We start from the raw sequence: 25,340 nt of genomic DNA, 5'->3' as shown, positions 1-25,340 counted from the left end.
GGAATTTTCGATTTTACCGTCAGTTCAGTAAAGAAGGATACAAGGTATGAACATCTATCCGCAAACTGCGTCCAGAACCTTTCCCTCTGAACAGTTGCATGCCGATCTGCTGGTAGCGGGCGGTGGCCTCGCGGGTCTTTGCGCTGCGCTCGCCGCCGCCAGGGATGGGTTACAGGTTGTGTTGATCCAGGACCGACCGGTACTCGGCGGCAATGCGTCCAGCGAGGTTCGCCTGTGGGCCAACGGCGCCACATCGCATATGGGCAACAATAACCGCTGGGCGCGTGAAGGCGGCATCATGGGAGAAATCCTCGAAGAGAATCTCTGGCGCAACAAAGAGGGCAACCCGGTTATGTTCGACCTGGTGCTGCTGGATATGGCAAAAAGCCAGCCTGGGCTGACATTGCTGCTCAATACCACGATTTACGAACTGGAGAAAAACCAGCGAACCCTCACCCAGGTCAGCGCCTTTAACGCCATCAACGAGACATTTTATACCGTCACCGCCGACCAGTTTTGCGACGCAACGGGGGATGGAGTGCTGGGCTTTCTGGCCGGGGCAGAGTACCGCGAAGGCGCCGAAGAGGTGGACGAACTGGGGGAAAAAATGGCGCCCGGCGACAACTTCGGCCACAAGCTCGGGCACTCGATCTATTTCTACACCAAACAGACGAACGGCCCGGTGAATTTTGTTCCCCCTTCGTTCGCGTTAAAAGATATTACCGCGATTCCCCGCTACAAACGCCTGACATCCACCCTGAATGGTTGCGACCTGTGGTGGCTGGAATGGGGCGGACGGCTGGACACCATTCACCAGAGTGAAGAGATCAAATGGGAGTTGTGGAAAATCGTCTGGGGCGTGTGGGATTACATTAAAAACTCCGGCGAGTTCCCGGAAGCGGCCAACATGACCATCGAATGGGTTGGCGTCATTCCCGGTAAACGCGAAAGCCGTCGTTTTATGGGCGATCATCTGCTTTGCCAGCAGGACATCATAGAACAGCGCGACCACTATGATGCCGTGGCCTACGGCGGCTGGTCTATCGACCTGCATCCGGCGGACGGGGTCTACAGCACCCATGATGGCTGTCGCCAGTTTCACAGTAAAGGCACTTATACCATCCCGCTGCGAAGCCTTTACAGCCGCTCGCTGGATAATCTCTTCCTGACCGGACGGCTCATTTCCGCCTCTCACGTTGCCTTTGGTAGCGCCCGGGTGATGTGCACCTGCGGTCTGCTGGGCGAGGTCGTCGGCCGCGCTGCCGCGCTGTGTAAAACGCACGACATCACCCCGGCAGAGCTGGCTCAGCGGGATAATGTCGGCCAGTTGCAACAGCGGTTGCAGGCCAGCGGCTGCTACATTCCCCGTCAGTGGTTACAGGACCCGGCACTCGGCGCGTCGGTCACCGCCAGCAGTGAATACGCCCTCAGTACGCTTGCTCCTAACGGCTACTGGCATTCGCTCGGCGAAAGAATGGCGCTGCTGCTGCCTGTTAAAGCCGGGGAGTCATTGCCCGATATGACCTTTACCCTGCGTTCCGCTTCTCAGCAGCCACTTGAGGTCTCGCTTCTGGGTAGCGCACGCAGCGGTAATTTCACGCCCGATTATCAGTACGCCAGCACAACGCTGCACGTTGAGGGCGAGCAGGCGCAGACGGTACATTTCCCGTGGCAAAGCGAGCGCGATCAGTATGTCTTTATCGCCTTTGAAGCGTGTGAACAGGTGGACATTGCCCTCACCGACACCCACCTGCCCGGCATTATGACCGTGTTTAATAGCCTGAATGCCCGCGTCGCCAAACATACCCGTCAGGTGGTGGATGGCGACTATGGCGTCGATGAGTTTGACTTCTGGTTGCCGCGTCGTCGCCCACATCAGGTAATGCCTGCGTTGCGTTTTAGCCAGCCATTAAGCTGCTATCGCGCCGACAATGTGCTTAATGGCCGCCTGCGCCCCGAGCAACAGGCCAATGCCTGGGTACCTGCCGCCGATGACGTCAAACCGGTATTACGCTGGCACTGGGATGCGCCACAAACCTTCACCAGCCTGACACTGGTACAGGACAACGATTTCGATAACGCCATGGAAACCGTGCAGATGGGCCATTTCCTGCCGGTGACGCCGCACTGCATTACCCACTATCGTCTGTGGGCCGATGACACCCTGCTGGCCGAGGAAACAAATAACCACCACTCCGTGCGTGAACACCGGTTATCTACCCCCATTACCGCGCAAAATGTACGCCTGGAGATCATTGCCACAGCAGGCGCTTTACCGGCGGTTTACGCGCTGAATATCCGCTAAAGTCGCCCCTGCGCCTGCCGTTGCTGGCGGCTTTGGTCGAAGGTCTGCATTCCCGCCTGCTGCCCGGTCTGTAACACGCCGGGCAACTGGTGGTTTTTCCCTTCACGGATAAGGTTGGCTATCGCAGGTGTGTTGATAAGCAGCTCAAACAGCGCCACACGTCCGCCCTGCCTGTCTGCCGCCAGCCGCTGGGACAATACGGCCTGCAAGCTTCCGGCAAGCTGGCTACGCACCGGCTCTTTCTCCTCGGCGGGGAAACTGTCCACCAGACGTTCAATAGCCTGCGGTGCGCCGCGTGTATGTAACGTCGCCAGCACCAGATGCCCGGTTTCGGCGGCGGTCAACGCCAGGCGGATGGTCTCGCTGTCACGCAATTCCCCCAGCAGAATGACATCCGGGTCTTCGCGTAATGCCGCGCGTAACCCCGCCGCAAACGAGGCGCAGTGCGGGCCGATTTCCCGCTGTTGGATCAGGCAACGTTTACTCGTATGGATAAACTCCACGGGATCTTCCAGGGTCAGGATATGCCCGTCGAGATGGTGATTAAGGTTATCCACCATCGCCGCCAGCGTGGTGGATTTACCGCTGCCTGTCGCCCCGGTAACCAGAATAAGACCGTTATCGCACCTTAGTAATTCAGGGATAACGGCGGGCACATCCAGCATATCCAGCGTCGGGCAGGTGTCAGGCAACAGTCGCAGCGCAAGCGACACCCCTTCGTGATGTAAAAACGCACTGGCGCGAAGGCGTTGAAGCCCTGGGGTACTGAGGGCAAAATCTATCTGTCCGCACGCCTGCCACTGCTGTTGCTGCTGCGTGTTTAAACTTTCGGCGAGCAGCGCGTGAATATCCACCGCGTCGAACGGTGCGGCTTCCAGCCGTCCTTGCCTTCGCCACAGTGGTGGACGGCGATCGCACAGGTGTAGATCCGAGACATTATGCTTTACACTAAGCTCCACTATTTTTTCCATATCCATAAAGCCACCTGGGAACATGAACGATATTGCGCATAACCTGGCACAGGTCAGGGACAAAATCTCAGCCGCTGCAACGTCCTGCGGCCGTGCTCCAGAAGACGTTACGCTGCTTGCAGTCAGCAAAACAAAACCTGCGAGCGCCATCGAAGAAGCTTACGCGGCGGGTCAGCGTGGCTTTGGTGAAAACTACGTTCAGGAAGGCGTTGATAAAATTCGCCATTTCAAGGATTCGGGCATCGCGGATATCCAGTGGCACTTTATCGGCCCCTTACAGTCCAACAAAAGCCGCCTCGTGGCTGAACATTTTGACTGGTGCCATACCGTGGACCGCCTCAAAATCGCCAGCCGCTTAAGCGAGCAGCGACCTGACTCTCTGCCACCGCTGAACGTGCTGATTCAGGTCAATATCAGTGATGAGCAGAGCAAATCCGGCATCTCCCTTGCTGAGCTGGACGCGCTGGCGGCGCAGGTGGTGGAATTACCCGGTCTTTGCCTGCGTGGACTGATGGCGATCCCTGCTCCCGAGGCTGATTATGAACGGCAGTTTGCCGTGGCCCGCCAAATGGCTGTCGCATTTGACGCACTTAAGGTACGTTACCCTGGCGTGGATACCCTTTCGCTGGGCATGTCAGACGATATGCAGGCCGCGATTGCGGCAGGCAGCACCATGGTGCGCATCGGAACCGCCATTTTTGGCGCGCGCGATTACACAAAAAACTAAGGAAAACTGAGGAACGCCATGAATACGTTGTCCACTCTCCTGTCACTGATTATCCAGGCTTACACGATGGTGCTGTTGCTGCGTATCTGGATGCAGTGGGCGCGCTGTGATTTTTATAACCCGTTTTCCCAGTTTATCGTGAAAATCACCCAGCCGATTGTTGGCCCGCTGCGTCGCATTATTCCGTCGATGGGGCCCATTGACAGCGCATCGTTGCTTATCGCGCTGCTGCTGTGTGTCGTGAAAGTCTTCCTGAACCCGTACGTCTCCATGAACGGCGTGTTCATCGTGCTGGCGGCGGTGCTGATTGTTATTAAAACGCTCGGTTCGCTGATCTTCTGGGTGCTGTTGTTAATGGCAATCATGAGCTGGGTCAGCCAGGGCCGTAGCCCGGTGGAATATGTGCTGCTGCAGCTTACCGAACCGCTGCTGCGCCCGATTCGCCGCCTGCTGCCATCAATGGGCGGTCTCGATTTCTCGCCGATGATTCTGGTGCTGCTAATGTATGTCATCAATATGGGCGTGATGGAGTTTCTGGCTAACACCATCGTACCGTTAGCCTATATCTGGAACTGGGCATGAGTGCTGTCACATCCTGTGACGACGGGCTGGTGCTGCGGCTGTATATTCAGCCAAAGGCCAGCCGGGACAGCATTATTGGGCTGCATGGCGACGAGCTAAAAGTCGCCATTACCGCCCCACCGGTCGATGGGCAGGCCAACGCCCATCTGGTGAAATATCTCGCCAAACAGTTTCGGGTGGCCAAAAATCAGGTGCTGATTGAAAAAGGCGAACTGGGCCGCCATAAACAAGTCAAAATTACCCATCCGCAACAGATACCTTCGGCCGTCACGGCCCTGATGAATTAGGATCTATTATGCAAAAAGTTGTTCTCGCAACCGGTAATGCCGGTAAAGTGCGCGAGCTTGCCTCGCTGCTGAGTGATTTCGGTCTGGATATCGTGGCGCAAACCGAACTGGGCGTGGAATCCGCCGAGGAGACCGGCCTGACGTTTATTGAAAACGCGATCCTGAAAGCGCGCCATGCCGCTGAGGTGACCGGTCTGCCCGCGATTGCCGACGATTCCGGCCTGGCAGTTGATGCGCTGGGCGGCGCGCCGGGGATCTACTCCGCACGTTACTCTGGCGTGGATGCCACTGATGAAGCGAATCTGCAAAAATTACTGACCACCCTGCAGGATGTGCCGGACGATAAACGTCAGGCTCAGTTCCACTGTGTGCTGGTCTATCTGCGTCACGCCGCTGACCCGACGCCGCTGGTGTGCCACGGTAGCTGGCCTGGTGTGATTACCCGTGCGCCTGCCGGTCAGGGCGGGTTTGGTTACGATCCGATTTTCTTCGTCCCGACGGAAGGTAAAACCGCCGCCGAACTGACCCGCGAAGAAAAAAGCGCTATCTCCCACCGTGGGCAGGCGCTGAAACTGTTACTGGAAGCATTACGTAATGGCTAATTTGCCACCTTTAAGTCTTTATATTCACATTCCGTGGTGCGTGCAGAAATGCCCGTACTGCGACTTTAATTCCCATGCATTGAAAGGCGAAGTGCCTCACGATGATTATGTGCAGCACCTGCTCGCCGACCTTGATGCTGATGTGCCTTACGCACAGGGGCGTGAAGTAAAGACGATCTTTATTGGTGGCGGTACGCCGAGCCTGCTCTCCGGCCCGGCGATGCAGACGTTGCTGGATGGCGTGCGTGCGCGCCTGACTCTGGCGGCGGATGCGGAAATCACAATGGAAGCCAACCCCGGAACGGTCGAGGCCGACCGCTTTGTTGAGTATCAACGTGCCGGGGTGAACCGCATTTCGATTGGCGTTCAGAGCTTTAGCGAGCCGAAATTACAGCGGCTGGGGCGTATCCACGGCCCGGAGGAAGCCAAACGCGCCGCGCGACTGGCAACTGGCCTTGGGTTGCGCAGTTTTAACCTCGATTTGATGCACGGTCTGCCGGATCAGACGCTGGAAGAGGCGCTGGACGACTTGCGCCAGGCCATTGAACTGAACCCGCCGCATCTCTCCTGGTATCAGTTGACCATCGAACCCAACACGCTGTTTGGCTCGCGCCCGCCGGTGCTGCCGGATGACGATGCACTGTGGGATATTTTCGAGCGTGGCCACCAGTTACTGACCGCCGCGGGCTATCAGCAATACGAAACTTCGGCGTACGCGAAAGCGGGCTACCAGTGTCAGCACAACCTCAACTACTGGCGCTTTGGCGATTACCTGGGTATTGGCTGCGGTGCGCATGGCAAAGTGACCTTCCCGGATGGGCGCATTTTACGTACCGCGAAAACGCGCCACCCACGCGGGTATATGCAGGGTCGCTACCTTGAGCGCCAGCACGATGTGGAAGCCGCAGATAAGCCGTTCGAGTTCTTTATGAACCGCTTTCGTTTGCTGGAAGCCGCGCCGCGTGCGGAGTTCGCGCTGTTCACGGGGCTGGATGAAAGCGTGATCCGCTCGCAGCTCGACGAGGCCCTGGCGCAGGGCTACCTCACCGAGTGCGAGCAGTACTGGCAAATCACCGAGCACGGTAAGCTGTTCCTCAACTCCCTGCTGGAACTTTTCCTGAGCGAATAAAATGTACAGAACTATCCCGCTCGTTTTATTAAGCGGGATACCTGTTTCCCCGCCAATTAAAAGCCTGATATTGCTATACCGCTTACCGGCCAAATACATTCCCATAATAAATATTGTTATTTCAATTTATTCATAGCGATAATATTTAACGTTTTTTAAAAATATCCACACTGACAAAAAATAAAAATTGTGAGACAGACACCTTAAAGATGTCAGACAACCAGGATAATATGTCATACAGAAATAAGGATTATTGATTTTAGATATAGACCATTAATGTGCATGGAGCCAAACAATGAGTAAACTCTCTCTTTCCAAAACACTTGTGTGTGCATCGCTTATTTCGTTATTTTCTTTGAATGCTATTGCGCAGGATAAAGTCACGTTAAAGCTTGCGCATAACCTTGAGCGAAGCCATGTTGTACATCAGGCTTTAGATGAAATGGCTAAAGAAGTCAAAAAACTGTCTGATGGTAAAATGACGATCCGCATTTACCCCAGCAGCCAAATGGGAAGCGCAAGAGAGACCCTGGAATTATTACAAAATGGCGCCCTTGATATGACTAAAGGTTCCGCCAGCGATCTTGAATCTTTTGATAACGTATACGCTATTTATAATCTTCCATTCTTGTTTAAAGATCAGGCGCATTTTAATAACGTTGTTTTCGGTAATGTGGGTAAAGAAATCATGGAGTCTACAAAAGACAAAGGTTTCTTCGCGCTTTCTGCTTACGTTGCTGGCACAAGAAGCTTTTATGCCGGGAAGCCCATTACGAAACCGGAAGATTTGAAAGGCCTGAAAATACGCGTTCAGGCCAGCCCAACCACAATAAAAATGATTGAGTTAATGGGTGGCTCACCTACGCCCATTTCATTTGGTGAGGTCTATACTGCCATGCAGCAGGGCGTTGTAGACGGAGCGGAAAATAATGTACCTTCCTGGGTACAAACGCGCCATATCGAGATTGCAAAAGTCTTTTCGGAAGATGAGCATGCTTCAATTCCTGATTTCCTGGTTATTTCAACTAAAACCTGGAACAAATTAACTCCTGAACAAAAAGACATTTTACAAAAAGCAGTTAAGCATTCAGAAACATACCAGCAAAAACTTTGGGCTCAAATCGATGCCGATACCCGTGCTCAGGCAATATCGCAGGGTGGTAAAATTGTGAAAGTGGATAAAGCTCCCTTCCGCGCAGCCGTGCAACCTCTGTTTGATGAGTTTAAAAAAGATCCTAAACAGGCCGCATTATTAGCAAAATTCGAAGCCGCTGCTGAATAATATCTACCAGGGCCAGTCATTGGCCCTTATTCACCTGGATAATTAAAGATGATATTTAACCGCATAAAGCTGGCGGTCGATCACACGATCGCGGCGTTTTCTATTATGGTGATGAGCGTACTGGTTATTTGCGTCGTATGGCAAGTATTTAGTCGTTATGTTCTCAATCAGCCCAGTACATCAACCGATGAACTTGCACGCTTTCTGATGATTTGGGTAGGTTTACTCGGTGCAGCCTATACCGTTGGCGCTCAGCGCCATCTGTCAATTGACCTCCTGTCAATGGCGCTACAACCGCGTAAACAGGCCCTATTGACCATCGTAGTAAATCTGCTGATTTTCCTTTTTTCTGGCGGAGTCATCGTAACGGGAGGAATGAAATTGATCGGCAAAACGCTGGCAACCAACCAGGTGTCAGCCGCGATGCAAATCCCTATGGGTTACGTCTATCTTATTTTGCCACTGACCGGAATCGTAATGATGTTCTACGCCTTGTGGTTCATAAATGTTGGCATGGATAAACTAAAAAATCCCATCGAAGGAGTAGATTAATGGATGGATATATCGCATTAACGTTATTTGGTTCCTTTTTCATCCTGGTTTTCCTTGGCGTACCTATTTCATTTGCTATTGGTATTTCTACCGTTAGCTCCATGCTCCTTATGTTTCCCTGGGACATTGCCGTTATTACGGTTTCACAGCGACTGGCTAATGGGCTGGATAATTTTGCCCTACTGGCTATTCCTTTCTTTATTTTTGCCGGAACACTGATGAATCGAGGCGGGATTGCTCTACGCCTGATTAACCTTGCGCAGGTCATGGTTGGCCGCGTGCCCGGTTCTCTGGGGCATGTTAACGTACTGGCAAATATGATGTTTGGTTCTATTTCAGGCTCTGCGGTTGCCGCAGCGGCAGCGGTAGGCGGAACACTTCATCCAATCCAGACCCGACAGGGTTACGACCCTACCCTTTCAACCGCCATTAACGTTTCGTCCTGTATTACCGGCCTCTTAATACCACCATCCAATGTATTGATTGTTTTCTCACTCACGGCTGGGGGCGTCTCCGTTGCCTCGCTGTTCATGGCGGGTTATTTACCGGGCATTTTGATGGGGCTGGTCATCATGATGGTATGTGCGGTTATCGCCAGCCGACGCGGATATCCGCTTTCAGAAAAACCGTCACTCAAACAGGCACTGACAGCGTTTTTTGCTGCGTTACCTAGCCTATTATTGGTCATCATTGTTATGGGTGGCATCCTGGGGGGCGTATTTACCGCAACAGAAGCATCTGCTATTGCTGTGGTTTACACTTTCATCTTGTCAGTTTTCGTTTATCGCGAAGTGAAGTGGAGTGAGCTACCGTCGTTGGTCCTTGAATCAGTGGTAACAACATCTATTGTTTTATTGCTGATCGGTTTTTCCGTTGGGATGTCATGGGCAATGACAAATGCAGATGTACCCTACATGATTAGCGATGCGCTGATGTCTATTTCTGAAAATCCGCTCGTTATTCTTTTATTAATTAATCTTGTTCTTCTTATTGTTGGCGTTTTTATGGATATGACCCCAGCGGTACTTATCTTCACGCCAATTTTCCTGCCTATTGCGCAAGACTTAGGTATGGACCCGGTACACTTTGGTATCATGATGGTTGCGAACCTGTGCATCGGATTATTAACGCCACCGGTCGGCAGTGCCTTGTTTGTTGGCTGCTCTATTTCGGGCGTTAAAATTCAACACTTGATTAAGCCTTTACTTCCTTTTTATGCCGCACTACTCGTAGCGCTGGCATTGATTACTTATATACCGCAAATCTCGCTATGGCTCCCCCGCATACTGGGTTTGATGTAACTCGATCAGGCAGGGAGAAACAACGCCCTTTCTAATCCGAAAAAATGAAATGGGCCACCACGGTGGCCCATTTCATTTTCCTCGCCGGGGAGTGATCTGAATCCAGCCCGGCACACACGGGCTGGTTGATTTATTTGATAATGCCCTGGCGACGCATAACGGCGATGTCCCGCTCCCAACCTTCGTAATCCATCCGGGCTTTGCTATTGGTGATATCCAAATTGCTCAGTTCGCTGCGAAGTTCATTACGTTTTTTGCGCAGCGGCTCCCGCTTTTTATCGTAAGCCTCCAGGGTTTTCATGACCTCTTCGCGCTTGAGCTGAAACTTGAGTTGATAGTCCCGACGCTGGTCCACGAGTGCCGTAGCACGCGCTTTTCGCAGCGGTGTGGCATCGCAATCCGGTTTTTTCTGGCACTCGGCCAGCGCCGGTTCATAAATCGTTTTGTTGTAGTTATTTTCAAAATGCAGCGGATCGTTCTGCCTGCCCACCTCCTGAAGCTCCTCCAGCAGCGCGTGTTGCACATCATCACGGGTTAACTGTTTGCCGTTTTTGTCTTTGCCCCACGAAGCGGCAATTTGGGCGTCCAGCGCGTCAATCTCCTTTTGGAGCTGCTCTTGTTTCTCAAGGGATTTATCCAGCGCTTTTTTCTGGGCGGCCCTGTCGGCTTCAATTTTGGCGAGGCGGGGATAAAAATCGCTGTCGGTGATCACCAGATACTTCTCTTTGTTGTTAATGTCCGGTTTCGGATACCCGGCAGGTTTCGCCGCCATCTGCATAGAGAAGAACTCGGTGGTCCAGCCGGAATCTTTTGTCCCCACCGCCTTGACCATCGCCGAGAACTTCACCGGGCGCCCTTTGGTCCAGGTCTGCTCCATAAACTGATAGTTTCCGGCCATACCGACCATGGAATAGAGATCTTCCGTGGCGGAGATATCGCCTTCGGCGGCATAGGTCGCCTGGTTACCGTGCGAATCAAGCAGGCGCAATGTGATGCTATCCAGTTGCATTAGCCCTTCCTGCGCCTGGTTAAATTGCTTTTTCAGCACCTCATCGGTGGGGATATTGCTATCGGCCAGCACGCTGCCCGACAGAAGTATCAACGCCGCCAGTCCTGCAGCCCATTTCATTTTCATCGTCAAAAATCCTTTTAATGTCTCATCCATTAATAACCTTGCGAGTCATAGGACAATTATTTGGAAGGCGGGTTCCAGTGTCAGCAGAAGGTTGTGGTGAAACAGGGAGAGAGTGGCAGAGTATGGGGATGGAAATAATACGCTCACATGCAAAACAACTCAGACGCGAACTGACACAAGAAGAAAGACGGCTTTGGTATCTGTTACGCAGCCGCCGATTTTCTCGTTACAAGTTTCGTCGGCAGCACCCTGTCGGTCATTACATTCTTGATTTCGCCTGCTGCGAGGCACGGCTTGCCATTGAGCTGGATGGTGGTCAGCATGATGAGCGGTACGAATATGATGTTCAGCGAACGGTATGGTTAAACAAAAAAGGCTGGATGATCATGCGGTTTTGGAACAATGAACTCTGGCAAAACGAAGAGGCCGTGCTGGAGCGGATATTTGAGACGCTGCAAATGCTGTTACCCTCACCCCGGCCCTCTCCCTAAAAGGGAGAGGGGGAAATCAGCACCGTAGTCTCAAATCGCACTATCGGTTCCCTCGCCCCTCCGGGGAGAGGGTTAGGGTGAGGGGAACAGACAGAAGAGAAATAACAGAACCTTACTTAAGCCCGCTCACCAGCGCTTTACGGTTAGCTTCCAGCGACACCACGCGGCTACACACATCTTTACCGAACTGCTGGAAATCCGCTTCCTGGTTTTTCCACTCGTTCTGGATGGCGGTCTGCAAACCGCCGAGACTACCGAGCACACCCTGCAGCGGGTTGCCACCGCCTTTCAGTACCGCTTTGGCGCCCATCTCGTTAATGCTGTCCTGCAGAATACCGCCCATCGCCTGGTTCACCAGTTGTTGACCATTAGCCTGCACGTCATCAACCGCTTTATAGTGGAACGCCAGGCCATCGCTGCGATGCTCAATAATTTTGTTCATCTGCTCTTTAAGCTGGGCATCCAGCTTGGTCAGGCGGCCACGCATATTGCTGCTCTCGCCCACTTCCTTGACGATGATTTGGTCCAGCGCCACGCGACTTTTCTCTACGCGTGAGCGAGCACCTTCATCAATCCATGGCAGCGCGCTGCGCAATTCAGACTGATAATCCCTTGCCTGCTCGCGTTGTGCGGCGCTCAGCGAATACTGTTTACCGTTGAAGGTCACGTTACCTTCCGGCGTTAAGATCAGATTACCGTTCTCGCCTTTCACCTGGACGGTTTGCGGGCTTAGAATCACATCATCACGCGGGTTCACGCTACATTTGTAATCCGCATTCGCGGCAAAAGCCGTTGCCGTCAGTGCTACCGCCAGTAGCGTCTTGCGCATCATAACCACTCCTGTAGAGACAAAATGGGCCGGCAATTGCCGACCCTTTCATTCTTAGTCCCACCAAATATCGAAAAGTTCGCTGACGCTGACCTCTTCGAATTTGTGCTCCTCAAGCCACTTACGAATCAGCGCCCGGTCCTCTTCGGTGCAATGACCAATGTTCGGTTTGCAGACCAGACCTTCCCAAGCCAGGAAACCGCTACCGCCAAAGATCAAACCGTTAGCTTCAACGGCTTCGCTGATAAACTCATCGACCAGCTTATCAATCTGTTCTTCAGTGGTGCCTTCCGGAAAACGCCATTTGACGGAAAAACCGATCTCCTGAAACTCGTCAATGTGCATCTTTTTACGCAGACGACGACTACGGTTCTTTGCCATTATTTTACCCTCTCGAACATTAAGTCCCATACGCCGTGGCCAAGACGATGACCACGTTGTTCAAATTTGGTTACCGGGCGCGAATCCGGGCGCGGCACATAATCTTTAGTCGACGACAGGTTCTGATAACCCTCAATAGAGGACATAACTTCCAGCATGTGCTCTGCATAGGCTTCCCAGTCTGTCGCCATATGAAACACGCCGCCCAGTTTCAGCTTGCTCTTCACCAGTTCAGCAAACGGCACCTGAACGATACGGCGCTTATTATGACGTGCTTTATGCCACGGGTCAGGGAAAAAGAGCTGAACCATGTTTAATGAATTGTCAGGAATCATTTTGTGCAGCACTTCGACGGCGTCATGACACATCACGCGCAGGTTTCCGACGCCCTCTTCATGTGCCGAGGAGAGACATGCCCCCACACCCGGTGAATGCACTTCAATACCTAAAAAGTTCTGCTCAGGACGGGTTTTCGCCATTTCCACCAGCGATGCGCCCATACCGAAGCCAATCTCCAGCGTCACCGGCCCGCTATTGCCAAACAGGGCGGCAAAATCGAGCGGCTGCTCAGCAAACTCAACGCCCATCACCGGCCAGTAATTATCAAGCGCGTGCTGTTGCCCTTTGGTCAGGCGCCCCTGGCGGCGGACAAAGCTGCGGATACGGCGCAGCGGGCGGCCGTTTTCATCAAATTCTGGTGAGATGACGTCGTTATTCATAAATAAGTCTGCTTGTGAGAGTGTTCAGGAAACGGGCATTATCCAAAGTTCGATACAGTATGCAAGATGAAAGCACCGGAAAGTTCCGGTTTACACGTTCATGCCGCTGTGCTGCAATCAGCCCCCCTGTTAACGCGATGTTGGTGACCATGCAAGCGTCTCAATTTTCAGCCCAGGTTCTGGACTGGTACGACAAATACGGGCGTAAGACCCTGCCCTGGCAAATTGAAAAAACGCCTTACAAAGTATGGCTATCCGAAGTGATGTTGCAACAGACCCAGGTCGCAACTGTCATCCCTTATTTTGAGCGTTTTATGGCACGGTTTCCCACCGTCACCGACCTGGCTAATGCGCCGCTTGATGAAGTGCTGCATTTATGGACCGGGCTCGGCTATTACGCCCGTGCGCGTAATCTGCACAAAGCGGCAAAACAGGTGGCCGAACTGCATGGCGGCGTCTTCCCGCAAACCTTTGAAGAGGTTGCCGCACTGCCAGGTGTTGGACGTTCAACTGCCGGCGCCATTCTTTCTTTATCACTGGGTAAACACTTTGCGATCCTCGACGGCAACGTGAAGCGCGTTCTTGCGCGTTGCTACGCGGTTGCAGGCTGGCCGGGCAAGAAAGAGGTGGAGAAACGTCTGTGGGAGCTGGCTGAACAGGTGACCCCGGCCAAAGGGGTGGAACAGTTTAACCAGGCGATGATGGACTTAGGCGCCATGGTCTGTACACGTTCAAAACCCAAATGCACGCTTTGCCCGCTGCAAACAGGCTGTATTGCCTACGCGAACCACTCATGGGCCGAGTATCCTGGCAAAAAGCCCAGACAAACGCTGCCGGAGCGCACCGCATATTTCCTGTTGATGCAACATGGCGATCAGGTCTTCCTGCAACAGCGTCCACTGGTTGGGTTATGGGGCGGCTTGTTCTGTTTCCCGCAGTTTGAAGATGAAGCGTCATTACATGACTGGCTGGCGCAACATCAGATTAAGGCCGATAATCTCAGCCAACTGATTGCGTTTCGCCACACGTTCAGCCATTTCCATCTGGATATTGTGCCTATGTGGCTTACCGTGTCCTCGTTCAGTTCTTGCATGGATGAAGGTACAGGTCTTTGGTATAACTTAGCGCAGCCGCCGTCAGTGGGCCTGGCAGCCCCCGTGGAGCGCCTGTTACAACAATTACGCATCGGCGTGGCGATGTAACGCCGCGCAGAGTAAAGAGGACTATTTATGAGCCGCACTATTTTCTGTACCTTCCTGCAACGTGATGCAGAGGGGCAAGACTTTCAGCTCTATCCGGGGGAACTGGGTAAGCGTATTTATAACGAAATCTCCAAAGAAGCCTGGTCCCAGTGGCAGAAAAAGCAGACGATGCTGATCAACGAAAAGAAACTCAACATGATGAACGTTGAGCATCGCAAACTGCTTGAGCAGGAAATGGTGAGTTACCTGTTCGAAGGTAAAGATGTGCATATTGAAGGCTATACGCCGGAAGATAAAAAATAAATGCATGGCCGCAGCGATGTTCCGCCGTCTGCGGCCTGATTCAGGGTCATTTGTGCAACCAACAATACTTCCGGAATGATGAAAAAATTTTTAGCGCTAGCGATCATTGCGCCGTTGCTTATTTCTTGTTCCAGCTCAAATAAAAATGGCGAGACCTATAACGAAGCCTGGGTTAAAGATACCAACGGTTTTGACATTTTAATGGGGCAGTTCGCCCACAATATCGAGAACTTATGGGGATTTAGCGAAGTACTGATTGCCGGTCCAAAAGATTACGTCAAGTACACCGATCAGTACCAAACCCGAAGCCACATCAACTTCGACGAAGGCACCATCACCGTCGAGACCATCTCCGGCACAGACCCTACGGCACATTTGCGCCAGGCTATTATCAAAACCCTGTTAATGGGTGATGATCCGGGCTCTATCGATCTCTATTCCGACGCGGATGATATCCAGATATCCAAAGAGCCGTTCCTGTATGGCCAGGTGGTGGATAACACGGGCCAGCCCATTCGCTGGATGGGGCGTGCGACCAGCTTCGCAGATTACCTGCTGAAAACGCGGCTGCAAAAACGCAGTGTCGGGTTAAAAATCATTTACAGCGTGACGTTTAATCTGGTGCCAAACCATCTGGATAAACGTGCGCATAAATATGTTGGCATGGTACATCAGGCCGCTCGTCGCTACGGCGTTGACGAATCGCTGATTCTGGCCATTATGCAGACCGAATCGTCATTTAACCCTTATGCGGTCAGCCGCTCCGACGCGCTGGGGCTGATGCAGGTGGTGCAGCATAGCGCTGGTCGTGATGTGTTCCGCGCGCAGGGCAAATCCGGTACCCCGAGTCGCAGCTATCTGTTCGATCCGGAAAGCAATATCGATACCGGCACGGCTTACCTGGCGATGCTCAATAATGTCTATCTTTCCGGGATAACCAACCCCACCTCGCGCCGTTATGCCGTCATCACCGCTTACAATGGCGGTGCGGGTAGCGTTCTGCGCGTCTTCTCCAGCGACAAAGTGCAGGCCGCGAATATCATCAACACGATGGCGCCGGGCGATGTCTATTCCACCCTGACCACTCGCCACCCTTCTGCGGAGTCACGTAACTACCTTTATAAAGTGAATACCGCGCAGAAAAGCTATCGTCGCACGAAGTAAGAGGTGACTTATCCCCTTCCGTTTAGCGGGAGGGGATAAGAATTCCCTTTGAACACGGATGTCCCCCGCATACAAATGTGACGAACGTCACTATATTCGACTGCAACCATATCAAGTTTGCATTTATATGTCGGATGTAACAATCTCGCCCCAACTTCGATGATAGAATCGCCTCACATAACAACAGTAATTGTCTTAATTCCAACATCTATACCCTAAATAATTCGAGTTGCAGGATGGCGGCAACGCAGCGAATCCCCAGGAGCTTACTCTGGTAAGTGACTGAGATAAGTGAGAAAAGCCAACGCACATGCAGCTTAAAGTATGGTGGGTATATCAGACTCCTTCGGTGAGGAAACTAACATGAATCTTAAGCTGCAGCTTAAAGTGATTATCTTCCTGCAGTTCTGCCTGTGGGGGAGCTGGCTGACTACGCTTGGCTCTTATATGTTTGTCACCCTGAAATTCCAGGGTGCGGAAATTGGCGCGGTCTATAGCTCCCTGGGTATTGCCTCCGTCTTTATGCCTGCGTTGCTGGGTATCGTGGCCGATAAGTGGCTGAGCGCGAAATGGGTTTACGCTATCTGCCATCTGGTGGGCGCTATTACCCTGTTTATCGCCGCTGGCGTGACCACACCGGGTGCGATGTTTGCGGTTATCCTGCTCAACTCGCTGGCGTATATGCCCACGCTGGGCCTGGTCAACACCATCTCCTACGCACGCCTGCAAAACGCCGGTTATGACATCGTTACGGACTTCCCACCGATTCGTATCTGGGGCACCATTGGCTTTATCCTGGCGATGTGGGCGGTGAGCTTCTCTGGCTTCGAACTGAGCCATATGCAGCTCTATATCGGTGCCGCACTCTCCCTGGTGCTGAGCCTGTTCTCCCTGACCCTGCCGCACATGCCGGTAAGCAACACCCAGAAAAACCAGACCTGGGTGGAAATGCTGGGCCTGAACGCCTTCGCGCTGTTCAAAAACAAACGCATGGCGATTTTCTTTATCTTCTCCATGCTGCTGGGCGCGGAACTGCAGATTACCAATATGTTTGGTAACACCTTCCTGCACAGCTTCGACTCAAATCCGCTGTTCGCGAATAGCTTCATCGTGACGCACGCCTCCGTGCTGATGTCTATCTCGCAGATTTCAGAAACTGTCTTTATCCTGGCGATTCCGTTCTTCCTGGGCCGTTACGGCATCAAGAACGTCATGCTGATGAGTATCGTTGCCTGGATGCTGCGTTTCGGCCTGTTCGCTTACGGCGATCCAACCCCGTTCGGCACCGTCCTGCTGGTTCTCTCCATGATCGTTTACGGTTGTGCGTTCGACTTCTTCAACATCTCCGGTTCTGTATTCGTCGAGAAAGAAGTGAACCCGGCTATCCGCGCCAGTGCGCAGGGTATGCTGCTGATGATGACCAACGGCTTCGGCTGTATCCTTGGCGGTATGGCGAGCGGTAAAGTGGTTGAGATGTACACCGTTGCAGGCGCAACCGACTGGAAAACCGTGTGGCTGATTTTCGCCGGTTACTCTGTGGTTCTGGCCTTTGCGTTCATGGCGATGTTCAAATACAAACATGTTCCGCAAGCGGCTGGCGTCGTGCAGAAAGCATAAGCCTGACTGATTTAATGCCTGCCCGGTGCGCGTGATGCCACCGGGCTTTTTTATGTCTGGCGGTTAGCGTCTGCCGCTAGCCCAGTGTCGCCAGCACATACGAGACCGCCAGCAGATCGGCGCTGCCGCCGGGGCTGAGATTGCGACTGATTAATGCCTTATCCATCTCTTGCAGGCGCGCAATGTTCCAGCCGTTTTTTAACAGCGTCTGCGCATATTCCTGCACATAGCACAACCCGTCGATACCGCCGCGGGAGACCAGATTACTGTCGGGATTTATCGCCATTAAGCGCAGCAGCGCATGGTGAAAACGCCGTTCACCCGCCTCCTGATACCAGTACGGCAGCACATGTTGGCGTATCGTGGGAAAGCCCAGTTCCGCCTCACCGCGCGCGCCGGTCAGGCCAAACTGTTGATACTGTTTTTCACCCGCCGTTGTCGCATGCGTGCGGGAAGCCAGCTCTCGCGCCACCAGCCCTTTGCAGATCTCAGCCACCTGCTGACAGACCGATTGTGCACAGACCAGACGGTTCAGACCGCGTAAACGCCCCGCCGCAAAGCAGATCAGTCCCAGGGAAAAGATGCCGCCTTTATGGGTATTTACACCGTCGGTCGCCTCGAACATAGCCTGTTCGCAGGCCATTCCTGCCGGGCGCAATAAGCGCAACTGTTCGCTGGCGGGTTTTAAAGCATGCTCGAACCCGGCTTTTTCGAAGACGCGAAACCAGGGGGTGATGGCATCGATACTGCGTAAAAATAACGCGTGATCCATATCGCTGTGCGAACCATTGTTCGCCATGTCCACCAGCCCCGGTTTGGGGGTGAGATTGACTTCAAGACGCAGTGCCGTAGCGGCCAGCGCCCAGACATCAAAACGGGCGAGTTTAGTCGCGAGCGAACCAGCCATCGATCAGGGTCTCCACACGTGACACGACCTCTTCCATGGGATGACGGCGCGAACGGGCGCAACCGTGGGCAGGTTCATCGCAGACCAGGCAGCGTCGGGTGCTGAGATCCAGAGACTGACGTCCCACCTGACCGTTTTTCGGGCATATCACATCAAAATCCCACAGTCTGCCAAGCGGATGCGTCTGTTCCAGTTCAATACACTGGGCTTTAATTTCCGCCGCGGCATGGTCAACACACCACAGAGCTTCCGCACCGGTCGGCAACCACAGTACCTGGCGATCCAGCACTGGCCAGTGATTCTGCCACAGCAGTTGATCGCACGCCTGTAGCGCCACCCCCATAGTATTACGGTAACGGATACTGTCTTTCTGCGCGCCTGGGGTAACCAGCGTCAGGGAGATAACCGGATGGTGATAATGAGTGAGCCAGTCAGCCTGGCGCGCTGCACGGTTTTCTTTCGCCGTCAGCAGCGCTTCAAGGCTGACGCCCGCTCTTACGGGCGTCAGTAATGTCATTAGATGTTCTCCTTCACCTGACGCACAACGTCAATCACGCTACCGTCACGATAGCGAATCACCCCGACGATACGGTCGGTGAATTCAATAGGTTTCGGTGTCCCGGTCAGCGAGATCGCACGCGCGTACAGGGCTTCGATATCCACCACTTTCAGCCCGGCATTCACCAGGCGCTCGCGGATTTCCGGGCGTGCCGGGTTCACCGCGATGCCGTGGTCGGTTACCAGCACATCAATGCTTTCGCCCGGCGTGAGCAGCGTGGTGACGCGTTTTACAACGGTCGGGATGCGGCTGCGCAGAAGCGGTGCCACAACAATGGTCAAATTCGCTGCCGCTGCAACGTCACAGTGGCCGCCGGATGCGCCGCGCATCACGCCATCGGAACCGGTGATAACGTTGACGTTGAAGTCAACGTCGATCTCCAGCGCACTGAGGATAACCACGTCCAGTTGGTCACAGCAGGCCGCTTTGCTGCCAGGGTTGGCGTAAACGTTGGTAGAGATTTCCACGTGGTTCGGGTTACGCGCCAGCGATGCTGCCGCCTCACTGTCAAAGCACTGCGTATCCAGCAGTTTTGCCACCAGACCTTTTTCGTGCAGCGAGACCAGACCACCGGTGATACCGCCCAGCGCAAAGCTTGCCTTCACGCCGAGACGTTCCATTTTCTCTTCCATAAAACGTGTACAGGCCGTTGAAGCCGCACCGGAACCCGTCTGCATGGAGAAACCATTTTTGAAATAGCCGGAATGCTCGATAACATCCGCCGCATAACGGGCAATCATCAGTTCACGCGGGTTGCTGGTCACGCGCGCCGCGCCAACGCTGATTTTCGCCGGGTCGCCTACGCTCTCGACCTGCACGATGTAATCCACCTGATCCTGTACCAGGCTGGCTGGCATGTTCGGGAACGGCACCAGCTCTTCGGTCAGCAACACCACTTTTTTAGCGAACTGCGCATCGACCATGGCATAACCCAGCGAACCACAGCAGGATTTCCCCTGGGTGCCGTTAGCGTTACCAAATTCGTCGCTGCACGGTACGCCGAGGAAGGCGACATCGATATTCAGCTCGCCATCCTGCAGCAGTTTCACGCGGCCACCGTGCGAGTGGATTTGCACCGGCTCCGCCATCAGGCCGTGGGAAATCGCATCCGCCAGTTTGCCGCGCATGCCGGAGGTGTAGATACGGGTGATAACGCCGTTTTTGATATGCTCAATCAGGCTTTCGTTACAGGTCATCAGCGAGCTGGAAGCCAGCGTCAGATCTTTAAAGCCCAGTCGCGCCAGGATTTCCACCACGTTATTGATCACCCGGTCGCCTTCGCGAAACGCATGGTGGAACGAAATGGTCATGCCATCTTTCAGGCCACTGCGGGCAATGGCATCTTCCAGGGTGGCGCACAATTTGCGGTTATGTTTGCTGTCGAGATCGGCAAGCCACGGCGTGCTGGCATGGGCGCTATCGAACGGTTTTAAATCGCGCAGATGCGGAAAGTTAACGTGGAGAAGCTCTGTCTGATTCATTGTTCTGTCCTTACCGACGCACGCCGGACGCGGCGGCACGTTCCAGCACCATTCGCGCATGATTAATAATGGGGCCGTCGATCATCTTACCGTTCAGCGACACCACGCCCAGCCCGTTGCGTTCGCCCTCTTCTGCGGCTTCGATCACTAACTTCGCGTGATCCACTTCGTGCTGCGTTGGCGCATACGCGTTGTGCAGCAGATCGATCTGGCGCGGGTTGATCAGCGACTTACCGTTAAAGCCCATTTTGCGGATCAGATCGACTTCGCGCAGGAAACCGGCTTCGTCATTTACGTCCGACCACACCACGTCAAAGGCGTCGATCCCGGCGGCACGTGCCGCATGCAGTACGGCACAGCGGGCATAGAACAGCTCGGTGCCGTCGCCGCGTTCGGTTTGCATGTCCATCACGTAGTCAAACGCCGCCAGCGCGATGCCAATCAGACGCTGAGAACTGCGCGCGATCGCCACGGCATTGATAACGCCGATCGCGGATTCGATCGCCGCCATCACCTTCGTGGATCCAATTTCACGCCCGCAGGCCATTTCGATGCGTTCAAGATGGCGTTCGAGTTCGTAAATATCTTCCGGCGTGTCGGTTTTTGGCAGACGAACCACATCCACCCCGGCGCGCACCACGGCTTCCAGATCTTTCAGGCCAAACGGGGTATTGAGCGGGTTGATACGAACGACGGTTTCGATGTCTTCGTACATCGGGTGTTGCAGCGCATGAAAGACCAGCAGACGCGCAGTGTCTTTTTCACGCAGCGCCACGGCATCTTCCAGGTCAAACATGATGGAGTCCGGGCGGTAAATAAACGAGTTGGAAAGCATGGCGGCGTTGGCGCCTGGGAGAAACAGCATGCTACGACGAAGCTTTTTCATTGCAGTTTCTCCCAGTCAATATTGTCACTGTCACTGGCGCGTAATACCGCGCTCTGTAGGCGGGCGCGGATCACACAATCCAGCGCACCTTTATCTTCAATAATGATCAGTCCCTGGTGGACTTCCATGGCGCGCAGCGTGGTGGTCACCACATGGCGAATTTGATCGCCAAACTGCTTAATCACTTCACTGTGGATGACGATGTCCAGCTCGCCATCAGCGGGGGCTATTTTCACCATCAGGTCGCTGGACTCCATAGTCCCGGCCAGCGCCTCCCTAACAATTTTCATAATTTATTTCCTGAGTTTTTTAAGCGACTTCCGCGCTGTAGTGCGTTTCGAGATGCACGAAAGTGGTATCCGGTACTATTTCCCGAATACGGGAAAACTGGTGCGTCTTAAGTAGACGACGAACTTCCGAGGCAGAGATGGCATTGCCCGTGGCTTTGATGCGCGGGATCTCCACCACCTCTACCGCGCCTGTAAGCAGGCGGTGCATAGTCTGGTTGTACTGGCGCGTAATATCGCAAAACGGCTCTGAGCCGATAAATCGATGGGTAATACCCAGCGCGGGGGCGATGTGGTCGCGAAAAATCAGCAGATCGATTTCGCTCCACGCCTGCTGTACCTTGCCGGTCTCTTTGAGGAAATAGGCCGGAAATGTCGCCCGCGAAATGATGTATTCCGATCCCTTGTGAACGGTCACGTTTGGCAGATGAGCGACCCCTGCCCGTACCATGTCCAGACGGTCGGTGAAGGGGAAAAACGACGCATCCTCCTGAACCACGAACAGATGTAAGTGGTCGCAGGAATGCGCCGCTTGTTCCACCAGATGGCGGTGCCCAAGGGTGAACGGATTAGCGTTCATCACGATAGCCCCAACGCGCTTTCCTTCTACGCGATAAGGCTGCAATGAGCGGCAGTAACGGCTGATGCCAAAGGGCGTGTTTTCCATTAACACCGCGTTGTTGCCGCTCTGCGCAATAGGCCAGAATCCGCTGTGTGCAAAGCGCTCCTTGTTACAGGGGCGCGTACAGAGGAACAGATGAAAATGGCCCCGTGACAGCGCGAGGTGTTCCACCTCAGCCAGCAAACGGGCGCTAAGATTTTCGCCGCGCAGGTTTTCATCTACCGCCACACATTTGATGACATTGGCGGCCAGGCCCGCACAACCCACCAGCCGGAGTCCCGACCAGGCTTCAACGAAAGTGGTGATATCGTTGTCCATGCCTAAGCCGCTGTCCGCGAGCAGATTACGAATCTGCGTAAAACGCTGCGCGCCGCTTGTGACATCCGCAATGCGAAAATCAATGGGAGGTTGTGCTTGCATAAATCCGCCGCGTTCCTTAGTGCATGGGCGACAGCGATAAGGCTGGCGCGTCCATAATCACATTGCTGAGATGACCGATATTCTCGATCTCCACTTCGATGCGATCGCCCGCGTTCATGAACAGCGGTGGATTACGTTTTTTGCCAACGCCACCCGGTGAACCGGTGATGATCACATCGCCAGCATTCAGGCGCGTGAAGGTACTGATGTACTCGATAAGCTCCGCCACTTTGTGGATCATGCTGGCGGTGTTGTCTTCCTGCACCATGCGGCCATTCAGCCAGGTGCGGATCGCCAGACTGTGCGGATCCGGAATCTCATCCGCCGTGGTCATCCACGGACCGAACGCACCGGTCTGACGCCAGTTTTTACCGGCGGTAAACCAGGTGTGCTGCCAGTCGCGTGCAGAACCGTCCATATAGCAGCTATAACCGCCAACATGGCTCAATGCCTCTTCACGGGAGATGTTCTCTCCGCTTTTGCCGATGATCACCGCCAGTTCACCTTCGTAATCAAACTCGCTGGAGTGACGCGGTTTGAGTACCGGAGTCTGGTGGCCGGTTTGCGAATCGGCAAAACGGACGAACAGCGTCGGTGCCGGGTTGTGCTGATCAAACTCTTTACGTTTGTCGGCGTAGTTCATGCCGACGCAAAGAATTTTCCCTGGGTTATCAATCACCGGCAGAAATTCCAGCGCATCGAAGCTCAGATCCGGTTTTTCACCAGACAACTGCTGCGCTTCATTTAACGCGTTGGCAGCGAGCAACGATTTCAAATCGCTGTAACGATCGCCCAGACGGCGTCCCAGATTGATCACACCATCCGCCTTCACGATCCCGTAACTGCGGATCCCCTGATGGACAAAGCTTGCGAGTTTCATATCAGTTCCTGTAACACATGAATCAGACGAGGAAGTTGCCGAGAACCAGCAGTGATACCGAGACGTTGATCGCGCCGCCGATACGGGTAGCGATCTGGGCGAACGGCATCAGGCTCATACGGTTACCTGCAGTGAGGATGGCAACATCCCCGGTGCCACCCTGCCCGCTCTGACAGCAGGAGACGATGGCGACATCAATCGGATGCATACCGATTTTTTTACCTACGAAGAAGCCCGTGGCGACCAGCGCGGACACGGTGCTGACAATCACCAACAGGTTAGTGAGGGTGAATGCGTGTACCAGCTCCTGCCACGGGGTGATAGCCACGCCCACAGCGAAGAGGATTGGGTAAGTCACAGAGGTCTGGAAGAATTTGTAAACGACCTGAGAACCTTCAAGGATCTTCGGCGATACGCCGTGAACCAGTTTGACCAGCACCGCCATAAACAGCATGCCAACCGGCGCTGGCAGACCAATCAGTTTGTGGCCCAGCATACCCAGCATGTACAGCAGCACGGCCAGCAGCGCACCGGATGCGATAGTGGTGACGTCAGCTTTACCGCTGAACGCAGGCGTAGCAGGGGTTTTCTCATCGGTGTTATCACGATTCGGCATCAACTGACCTTCACCAGTCAGGTGCGGGAAGCGTTTACCCAGTTGGTTCAGACAGCCAGAGATAATGATGGCAGTCAGGCCGCCAAGCATTACCATCGGCAGTACGCGACCCAGCGCAACGCCCTGATCCATATGCAGAATGGTGGCGTAACCGATAGAAAGCGGAATGGCGCCTTCACCCACACCACCCGCCATGATTGGCAGAATGATAAAGAAGAAGATCTGGAACGGTTCGAGACCGAGCAGCAGCCCCACGCCCATCCCAACCAGCATGCCGACGATTTCGCCACACAGCATCGGGAAGAAAATACGCAGGAAGCCCTGAATCAGCGTGGTGCGATTCATGCTCATAATACTGCCGACAATAATGCAGCAGATGTAGAGGTACAGAATGTTAGTGGATTTGTAGAACTTGGTGGTGGACTCGACAACCACATCCGGCAGCAGGCCATAATAGACCATTGCAGAAGGGATGAAGGTAGCGCAAATCGCCGCCGCACCCAGTTTACCGATAATCGGCAGGCGTTTACCGAACTCACCACAGGCGAAGCCGAAAAACGCCAGCGTTGCGACCATCACAACGATATCACTGGGTAATTTACCACCCAGACAATCGATGGCGATTAATGCACCAGCAAGTAAAAACAACGGCAATGGAATAATCCCGACTTTCCAGGTATCCATAATGTGCCACCATCTGTCTTTCAATGATGGTTTTTGAATCGATAGCGACTCAGAGGTAATAGAAAAAGAATCGTCAGTTGTGCTCATAATTAAGCCCCTTGGTTATTTTGCATTTGTAGCTTAAAGGGCCAGGTTTTTACGTTATGTGAGGCGCAGCATAATAAAACCGAAGTTTTAATGGCACCTATGGTTTTTATGGTTTCTTTAATTTAGTGTGATTAATGCCGTAATTATTTCCGTGGTTTTTATGGTTTTTTTAAATAAAAAAACAAGTTAATAACATTTCCAGAAAGTCTTTGTTTCTTTAGCGTCGCCAGTCAGCATCAGGTGTGCAAGGGATCACAAGTTTCCAGTAAACTCGCCACTGTCAACAGGAAAGATGTTACATTACCGTTTTTGTTGCTCTGTGCGTACCACAC

Annotated in this window: 27 protein-coding genes; 14 read left to right on the top strand and 13 right to left on the bottom strand. The window is 53.5% G+C overall.

Annotated elements, in window-relative coordinates; genetic code table 11:
* Positions 1 to 46 precede the first annotated feature (46 nt).
* A complete protein-coding gene (locus tag C5523_RS04395; RefSeq protein WP_108700645.1) occupies positions 47 to 2,305 on the top strand; it encodes an FAD-dependent oxidoreductase in 2,259 nt (752 codons plus the stop codon).
* Here C5523_RS04395 and C5523_RS04390 read toward each other — a convergent pair.
* Positions 2,302 to 3,282 carry a type IV pilus twitching motility protein PilT gene (locus C5523_RS04390; RefSeq protein WP_108700644.1) on the bottom strand — a complete coding sequence of 327 codons (981 nt, stop codon included), beginning with the start codon at positions 3,280 to 3,282 and terminating at the stop codon, positions 2,302 to 2,304. The two genes, C5523_RS04395 and C5523_RS04390, sit on opposite strands and share 4 nt — an antisense overlap.
* Before the next feature lie 16 nt (positions 3,283 to 3,298).
* On the opposite strand from C5523_RS04390, the gene C5523_RS04385 reads away from it, so the two are divergent.
* From C5523_RS04385 to C5523_RS04350, 8 genes are all read left to right on the top strand, one after another.
* Positions 3,299 to 4,003 (top strand): YggS family pyridoxal phosphate-dependent enzyme, encoded by a 705-nt coding sequence (locus tag C5523_RS04385; RefSeq protein ID WP_071195983.1) that lies wholly within the window; start codon positions 3,299 to 3,301, stop codon positions 4,001 to 4,003.
* 18 nt (positions 4,004 to 4,021) lie between these two features.
* Positions 4,022 to 4,585, top strand: a complete 564-nt coding sequence (locus C5523_RS04380) for a YggT family protein (RefSeq protein ID WP_071195982.1) — start codon at positions 4,022 to 4,024, stop codon at positions 4,583 to 4,585.
* Complete coding sequence (gene yggU / locus C5523_RS04375) at positions 4,582 to 4,872, top strand: DUF167 family protein YggU (RefSeq protein ID WP_039078023.1); 291 nt, start codon at positions 4,582 to 4,584, stop codon at positions 4,870 to 4,872. The genes C5523_RS04380 and yggU overlap by 4 nt, the downstream gene beginning before the upstream one ends.
* Positions 4,873 to 4,880: 8 nt before the next feature.
* Positions 4,881 to 5,474: an XTP/dITP diphosphatase gene (locus C5523_RS04370; RefSeq protein ID WP_039078024.1), complete on the top strand. Its 594-nt coding sequence runs from the start codon at positions 4,881 to 4,883 to the stop codon at positions 5,472 to 5,474.
* Positions 5,467 to 6,603 carry a radical SAM family heme chaperone HemW gene (hemW, locus tag C5523_RS04365; RefSeq protein ID WP_108700643.1) on the top strand — a complete coding sequence of 379 codons (1,137 nt, stop codon included), beginning with the start codon at positions 5,467 to 5,469 and terminating at the stop codon, positions 6,601 to 6,603. Before C5523_RS04370 ends, hemW begins: the two co-directional genes overlap by 8 nt.
* Before the next feature lie 295 nt (positions 6,604 to 6,898).
* On the top strand, positions 6,899 to 7,885 hold the full coding sequence (locus tag C5523_RS04360) for a TRAP transporter substrate-binding protein (protein WP_108700642.1): 987 nt from the start codon (positions 6,899 to 6,901) through the stop codon (positions 7,883 to 7,885).
* Between the two features lie 48 nt (positions 7,886 to 7,933).
* On the top strand, positions 7,934 to 8,437 hold the full coding sequence (locus C5523_RS04355) for a TRAP transporter small permease (protein ID WP_108700641.1): 504 nt from the start codon (positions 7,934 to 7,936) through the stop codon (positions 8,435 to 8,437).
* Positions 8,437 to 9,738, top strand: a complete 1,302-nt coding sequence (locus C5523_RS04350; RefSeq protein WP_071195979.1) for a TRAP transporter large permease — start codon at positions 8,437 to 8,439, stop codon at positions 9,736 to 9,738. Before C5523_RS04355 ends, C5523_RS04350 begins: the two co-directional genes overlap by 1 nt.
* Positions 9,739 to 9,868: 130 nt before the next feature.
* Here the strand turns inward: C5523_RS04350 and C5523_RS04345 are convergent, their stop codons facing one another.
* Positions 9,869 to 10,873: a DUF1202 family protein gene (locus tag C5523_RS04345; RefSeq protein WP_052249208.1), complete on the bottom strand. Its 1,005-nt coding sequence runs from the start codon at positions 10,871 to 10,873 to the stop codon at positions 9,869 to 9,871.
* 128 nt (positions 10,874 to 11,001) lie between these two features.
* Here C5523_RS04345 and C5523_RS04340 point away from each other — a divergent pair, with 128 nt between their 5' ends.
* On the top strand, positions 11,002 to 11,364 hold the full coding sequence (locus C5523_RS04340) for an endonuclease domain-containing protein (RefSeq protein WP_108700640.1): 363 nt from the start codon (positions 11,002 to 11,004) through the stop codon (positions 11,362 to 11,364).
* Positions 11,365 to 11,476: 112 nt separating this feature from the next.
* On the opposite strand, the gene C5523_RS04335 is transcribed toward C5523_RS04340, so the two are convergent.
* Genes C5523_RS04335 through trmB form a run of 3 tightly spaced genes read right to left on the bottom strand, consistent with a single transcriptional unit; the run spans position 11,477 to position 13,293 of the window.
* Positions 11,477 to 12,196, bottom strand: coding sequence for a DUF2884 domain-containing protein (locus C5523_RS04335; RefSeq protein WP_039078029.1), 720 nt, complete (start codon positions 12,194 to 12,196; stop codon positions 11,477 to 11,479).
* 51 nt (positions 12,197 to 12,247) lie between these two features.
* Positions 12,248 to 12,574: a YggL family protein gene (locus C5523_RS04330; RefSeq protein WP_039078030.1), complete on the bottom strand. Its 327-nt coding sequence runs from the start codon at positions 12,572 to 12,574 to the stop codon at positions 12,248 to 12,250.
* Positions 12,574 to 13,293, bottom strand: a complete 720-nt coding sequence (gene trmB / locus C5523_RS04325) for a tRNA (guanosine(46)-N7)-methyltransferase TrmB (protein ID WP_039078031.1) — start codon at positions 13,291 to 13,293, stop codon at positions 12,574 to 12,576. Before trmB ends, C5523_RS04330 begins: the two co-directional genes overlap by 1 nt.
* 149 nt (positions 13,294 to 13,442) lie before the next feature.
* Between trmB and mutY the strand changes: the two genes are divergently transcribed.
* From mutY to C5523_RS04305, 4 genes are all read left to right on the top strand, one after another.
* The gene (mutY, locus tag C5523_RS04320; RefSeq protein WP_172960875.1) at positions 13,443 to 14,495 is read left to right on the top strand and encodes an A/G-specific adenine glycosylase; all 1,053 of its coding nucleotides are present in this window, start codon (positions 13,443 to 13,445) and stop codon (positions 14,493 to 14,495) included.
* Between the two features lie 27 nt (positions 14,496 to 14,522).
* The gene (locus C5523_RS04315; protein ID WP_039078032.1) at positions 14,523 to 14,798 is read left to right on the top strand and encodes an oxidative damage protection protein; all 276 of its coding nucleotides are present in this window, start codon (positions 14,523 to 14,525) and stop codon (positions 14,796 to 14,798) included.
* Between the two features lie 75 nt (positions 14,799 to 14,873).
* Entirely contained in the window at positions 14,874 to 15,962 is a 1,089-nt protein-coding gene (mltC, locus tag C5523_RS04310; RefSeq protein ID WP_039078033.1) for a membrane-bound lytic murein transglycosylase MltC, read from the top strand.
* Positions 15,963 to 16,325: 363 nt separating this feature from the next.
* The gene (locus tag C5523_RS04305; protein WP_039078034.1) at positions 16,326 to 17,579 is read left to right on the top strand and encodes a nucleoside permease; all 1,254 of its coding nucleotides are present in this window, start codon (positions 16,326 to 16,328) and stop codon (positions 17,577 to 17,579) included.
* A 76-nt stretch (positions 17,580 to 17,655) separates the two neighbouring features.
* Here the strand turns inward: C5523_RS04305 and citG are convergent, their stop codons facing one another.
* Genes citG through C5523_RS04265 form a run of 8 tightly spaced genes read right to left on the bottom strand, consistent with a single transcriptional unit; the run spans position 17,656 to position 25,008 of the window.
* Positions 17,656 to 18,486, bottom strand: a complete 831-nt coding sequence (gene citG / locus C5523_RS04300) for a triphosphoribosyl-dephospho-CoA synthase CitG (RefSeq protein ID WP_039078035.1) — start codon at positions 18,484 to 18,486, stop codon at positions 17,656 to 17,658.
* Complete coding sequence (gene citX / locus C5523_RS04295; protein ID WP_047368905.1) at positions 18,464 to 19,003, bottom strand: citrate lyase holo-[acyl-carrier protein] synthase; 540 nt, start codon at positions 19,001 to 19,003, stop codon at positions 18,464 to 18,466. The genes citG and citX overlap by 23 nt, the downstream gene beginning before the upstream one ends.
* Positions 19,003 to 20,526, bottom strand: a complete 1,524-nt coding sequence (gene citF, locus C5523_RS04290) for a citrate lyase subunit alpha (RefSeq protein ID WP_039078037.1) — start codon at positions 20,524 to 20,526, stop codon at positions 19,003 to 19,005. The genes citX and citF overlap by 1 nt, the downstream gene beginning before the upstream one ends.
* Positions 20,527 to 20,536: 10 nt before the next feature.
* On the bottom strand, positions 20,537 to 21,412 hold the full coding sequence (citE, locus tag C5523_RS04285; protein ID WP_039078038.1) for a citrate (pro-3S)-lyase subunit beta: 876 nt from the start codon (positions 21,410 to 21,412) through the stop codon (positions 20,537 to 20,539).
* Positions 21,409 to 21,702: a citrate lyase acyl carrier protein gene (citD, locus tag C5523_RS04280; RefSeq protein WP_039078039.1), complete on the bottom strand. Its 294-nt coding sequence runs from the start codon at positions 21,700 to 21,702 to the stop codon at positions 21,409 to 21,411. Before citD ends, citE begins: the two co-directional genes overlap by 4 nt.
* Positions 21,703 to 21,721: 19 nt before the next feature.
* Complete coding sequence (gene citC, locus C5523_RS04275; RefSeq protein WP_103281496.1) at positions 21,722 to 22,741, bottom strand: [citrate (pro-3S)-lyase] ligase; 1,020 nt, start codon at positions 22,739 to 22,741, stop codon at positions 21,722 to 21,724.
* A gap of 16 nt (positions 22,742 to 22,757) precedes the next feature.
* On the bottom strand, positions 22,758 to 23,621 hold the full coding sequence (locus tag C5523_RS04270; RefSeq protein WP_039078041.1) for a fumarylacetoacetate hydrolase family protein: 864 nt from the start codon (positions 23,619 to 23,621) through the stop codon (positions 22,758 to 22,760).
* Between the two features lie 22 nt (positions 23,622 to 23,643).
* Positions 23,644 to 25,008 (bottom strand): 2-hydroxycarboxylate transporter family protein, encoded by a 1,365-nt coding sequence (locus tag C5523_RS04265; RefSeq protein ID WP_071195975.1) that lies wholly within the window; start codon positions 25,006 to 25,008, stop codon positions 23,644 to 23,646.
* Positions 25,009 to 25,340 lie beyond the last annotated feature (332 nt).

The sequence above is a fragment of the Phytobacter sp. SCO41 genome (assembly GCF_003073275.1).
Lineage (GTDB): Bacteria > Pseudomonadota > Gammaproteobacteria > Enterobacterales > Enterobacteriaceae > Phytobacter > Phytobacter diazotrophicus.
This window is presented reverse-complemented; position numbering and strand designations above follow the sequence as displayed.

What these genes read in the sequence shown, in the direction of transcription:
- C5523_RS04395 (WP_108700645.1), top strand. Translation starts at nt 47, where the DNA reads ATGAACATCTATCCGCAAACTGCGTCCAGAACCTTTCCCTCTGAACAG.
- C5523_RS04390 (WP_108700644.1), bottom strand. Translation starts at nt 3,282, where the DNA reads ATGGATATGGAAAAAATAGTGGAGCTTAGTGTAAAGCATAATGTCTCG.
- C5523_RS04385 (WP_071195983.1), top strand. Translation starts at nt 3,299, where the DNA reads ATGAACGATATTGCGCATAACCTGGCACAGGTCAGGGACAAAATCTCA.
- C5523_RS04380 (WP_071195982.1), top strand. Translation starts at nt 4,022, where the DNA reads ATGAATACGTTGTCCACTCTCCTGTCACTGATTATCCAGGCTTACACG.
- yggU (WP_039078023.1), top strand. Translation starts at nt 4,582, where the DNA reads ATGAGTGCTGTCACATCCTGTGACGACGGGCTGGTGCTGCGGCTGTAT.
- C5523_RS04370 (WP_039078024.1), top strand. Translation starts at nt 4,881, where the DNA reads ATGCAAAAAGTTGTTCTCGCAACCGGTAATGCCGGTAAAGTGCGCGAG.
- hemW (WP_108700643.1), top strand. Translation starts at nt 5,467, where the DNA reads ATGGCTAATTTGCCACCTTTAAGTCTTTATATTCACATTCCGTGGTGC.
- C5523_RS04360 (WP_108700642.1), top strand. Translation starts at nt 6,899, where the DNA reads ATGAGTAAACTCTCTCTTTCCAAAACACTTGTGTGTGCATCGCTTATT.
- C5523_RS04355 (WP_108700641.1), top strand. Translation starts at nt 7,934, where the DNA reads ATGATATTTAACCGCATAAAGCTGGCGGTCGATCACACGATCGCGGCG.
- C5523_RS04350 (WP_071195979.1), top strand. Translation starts at nt 8,437, where the DNA reads ATGGATGGATATATCGCATTAACGTTATTTGGTTCCTTTTTCATCCTG.
- C5523_RS04345 (WP_052249208.1), bottom strand. Translation starts at nt 10,873, where the DNA reads ATGAAAATGAAATGGGCTGCAGGACTGGCGGCGTTGATACTTCTGTCG.
- C5523_RS04340 (WP_108700640.1), top strand. Translation starts at nt 11,002, where the DNA reads ATGGAAATAATACGCTCACATGCAAAACAACTCAGACGCGAACTGACA.
- C5523_RS04335 (WP_039078029.1), bottom strand. Translation starts at nt 12,196, where the DNA reads ATGATGCGCAAGACGCTACTGGCGGTAGCACTGACGGCAACGGCTTTT.
- C5523_RS04330 (WP_039078030.1), bottom strand. Translation starts at nt 12,574, where the DNA reads ATGGCAAAGAACCGTAGTCGTCGTCTGCGTAAAAAGATGCACATTGAC.
- trmB (WP_039078031.1), bottom strand. Translation starts at nt 13,293, where the DNA reads ATGAATAACGACGTCATCTCACCAGAATTTGATGAAAACGGCCGCCCG.
- mutY (WP_172960875.1), top strand. Translation starts at nt 13,443, where the DNA reads ATGCAAGCGTCTCAATTTTCAGCCCAGGTTCTGGACTGGTACGACAAA.
- C5523_RS04315 (WP_039078032.1), top strand. Translation starts at nt 14,523, where the DNA reads ATGAGCCGCACTATTTTCTGTACCTTCCTGCAACGTGATGCAGAGGGG.
- mltC (WP_039078033.1), top strand. Translation starts at nt 14,874, where the DNA reads ATGATGAAAAAATTTTTAGCGCTAGCGATCATTGCGCCGTTGCTTATT.
- C5523_RS04305 (WP_039078034.1), top strand. Translation starts at nt 16,326, where the DNA reads ATGAATCTTAAGCTGCAGCTTAAAGTGATTATCTTCCTGCAGTTCTGC.
- citG (WP_039078035.1), bottom strand. Translation starts at nt 18,486, where the DNA reads ATGGCTGGTTCGCTCGCGACTAAACTCGCCCGTTTTGATGTCTGGGCG.
- citX (WP_047368905.1), bottom strand. Translation starts at nt 19,003, where the DNA reads ATGACATTACTGACGCCCGTAAGAGCGGGCGTCAGCCTTGAAGCGCTG.
- citF (WP_039078037.1), bottom strand. Translation starts at nt 20,526, where the DNA reads ATGAATCAGACAGAGCTTCTCCACGTTAACTTTCCGCATCTGCGCGAT.
- citE (WP_039078038.1), bottom strand. Translation starts at nt 21,412, where the DNA reads ATGAAAAAGCTTCGTCGTAGCATGCTGTTTCTCCCAGGCGCCAACGCC.
- citD (WP_039078039.1), bottom strand. Translation starts at nt 21,702, where the DNA reads ATGAAAATTGTTAGGGAGGCGCTGGCCGGGACTATGGAGTCCAGCGAC.
- citC (WP_103281496.1), bottom strand. Translation starts at nt 22,741, where the DNA reads ATGCAAGCACAACCTCCCATTGATTTTCGCATTGCGGATGTCACAAGC.
- C5523_RS04270 (WP_039078041.1), bottom strand. Translation starts at nt 23,621, where the DNA reads ATGAAACTCGCAAGCTTTGTCCATCAGGGGATCCGCAGTTACGGGATC.
- C5523_RS04265 (WP_071195975.1), bottom strand. Translation starts at nt 25,008, where the DNA reads ATGAGCACAACTGACGATTCTTTTTCTATTACCTCTGAGTCGCTATCG.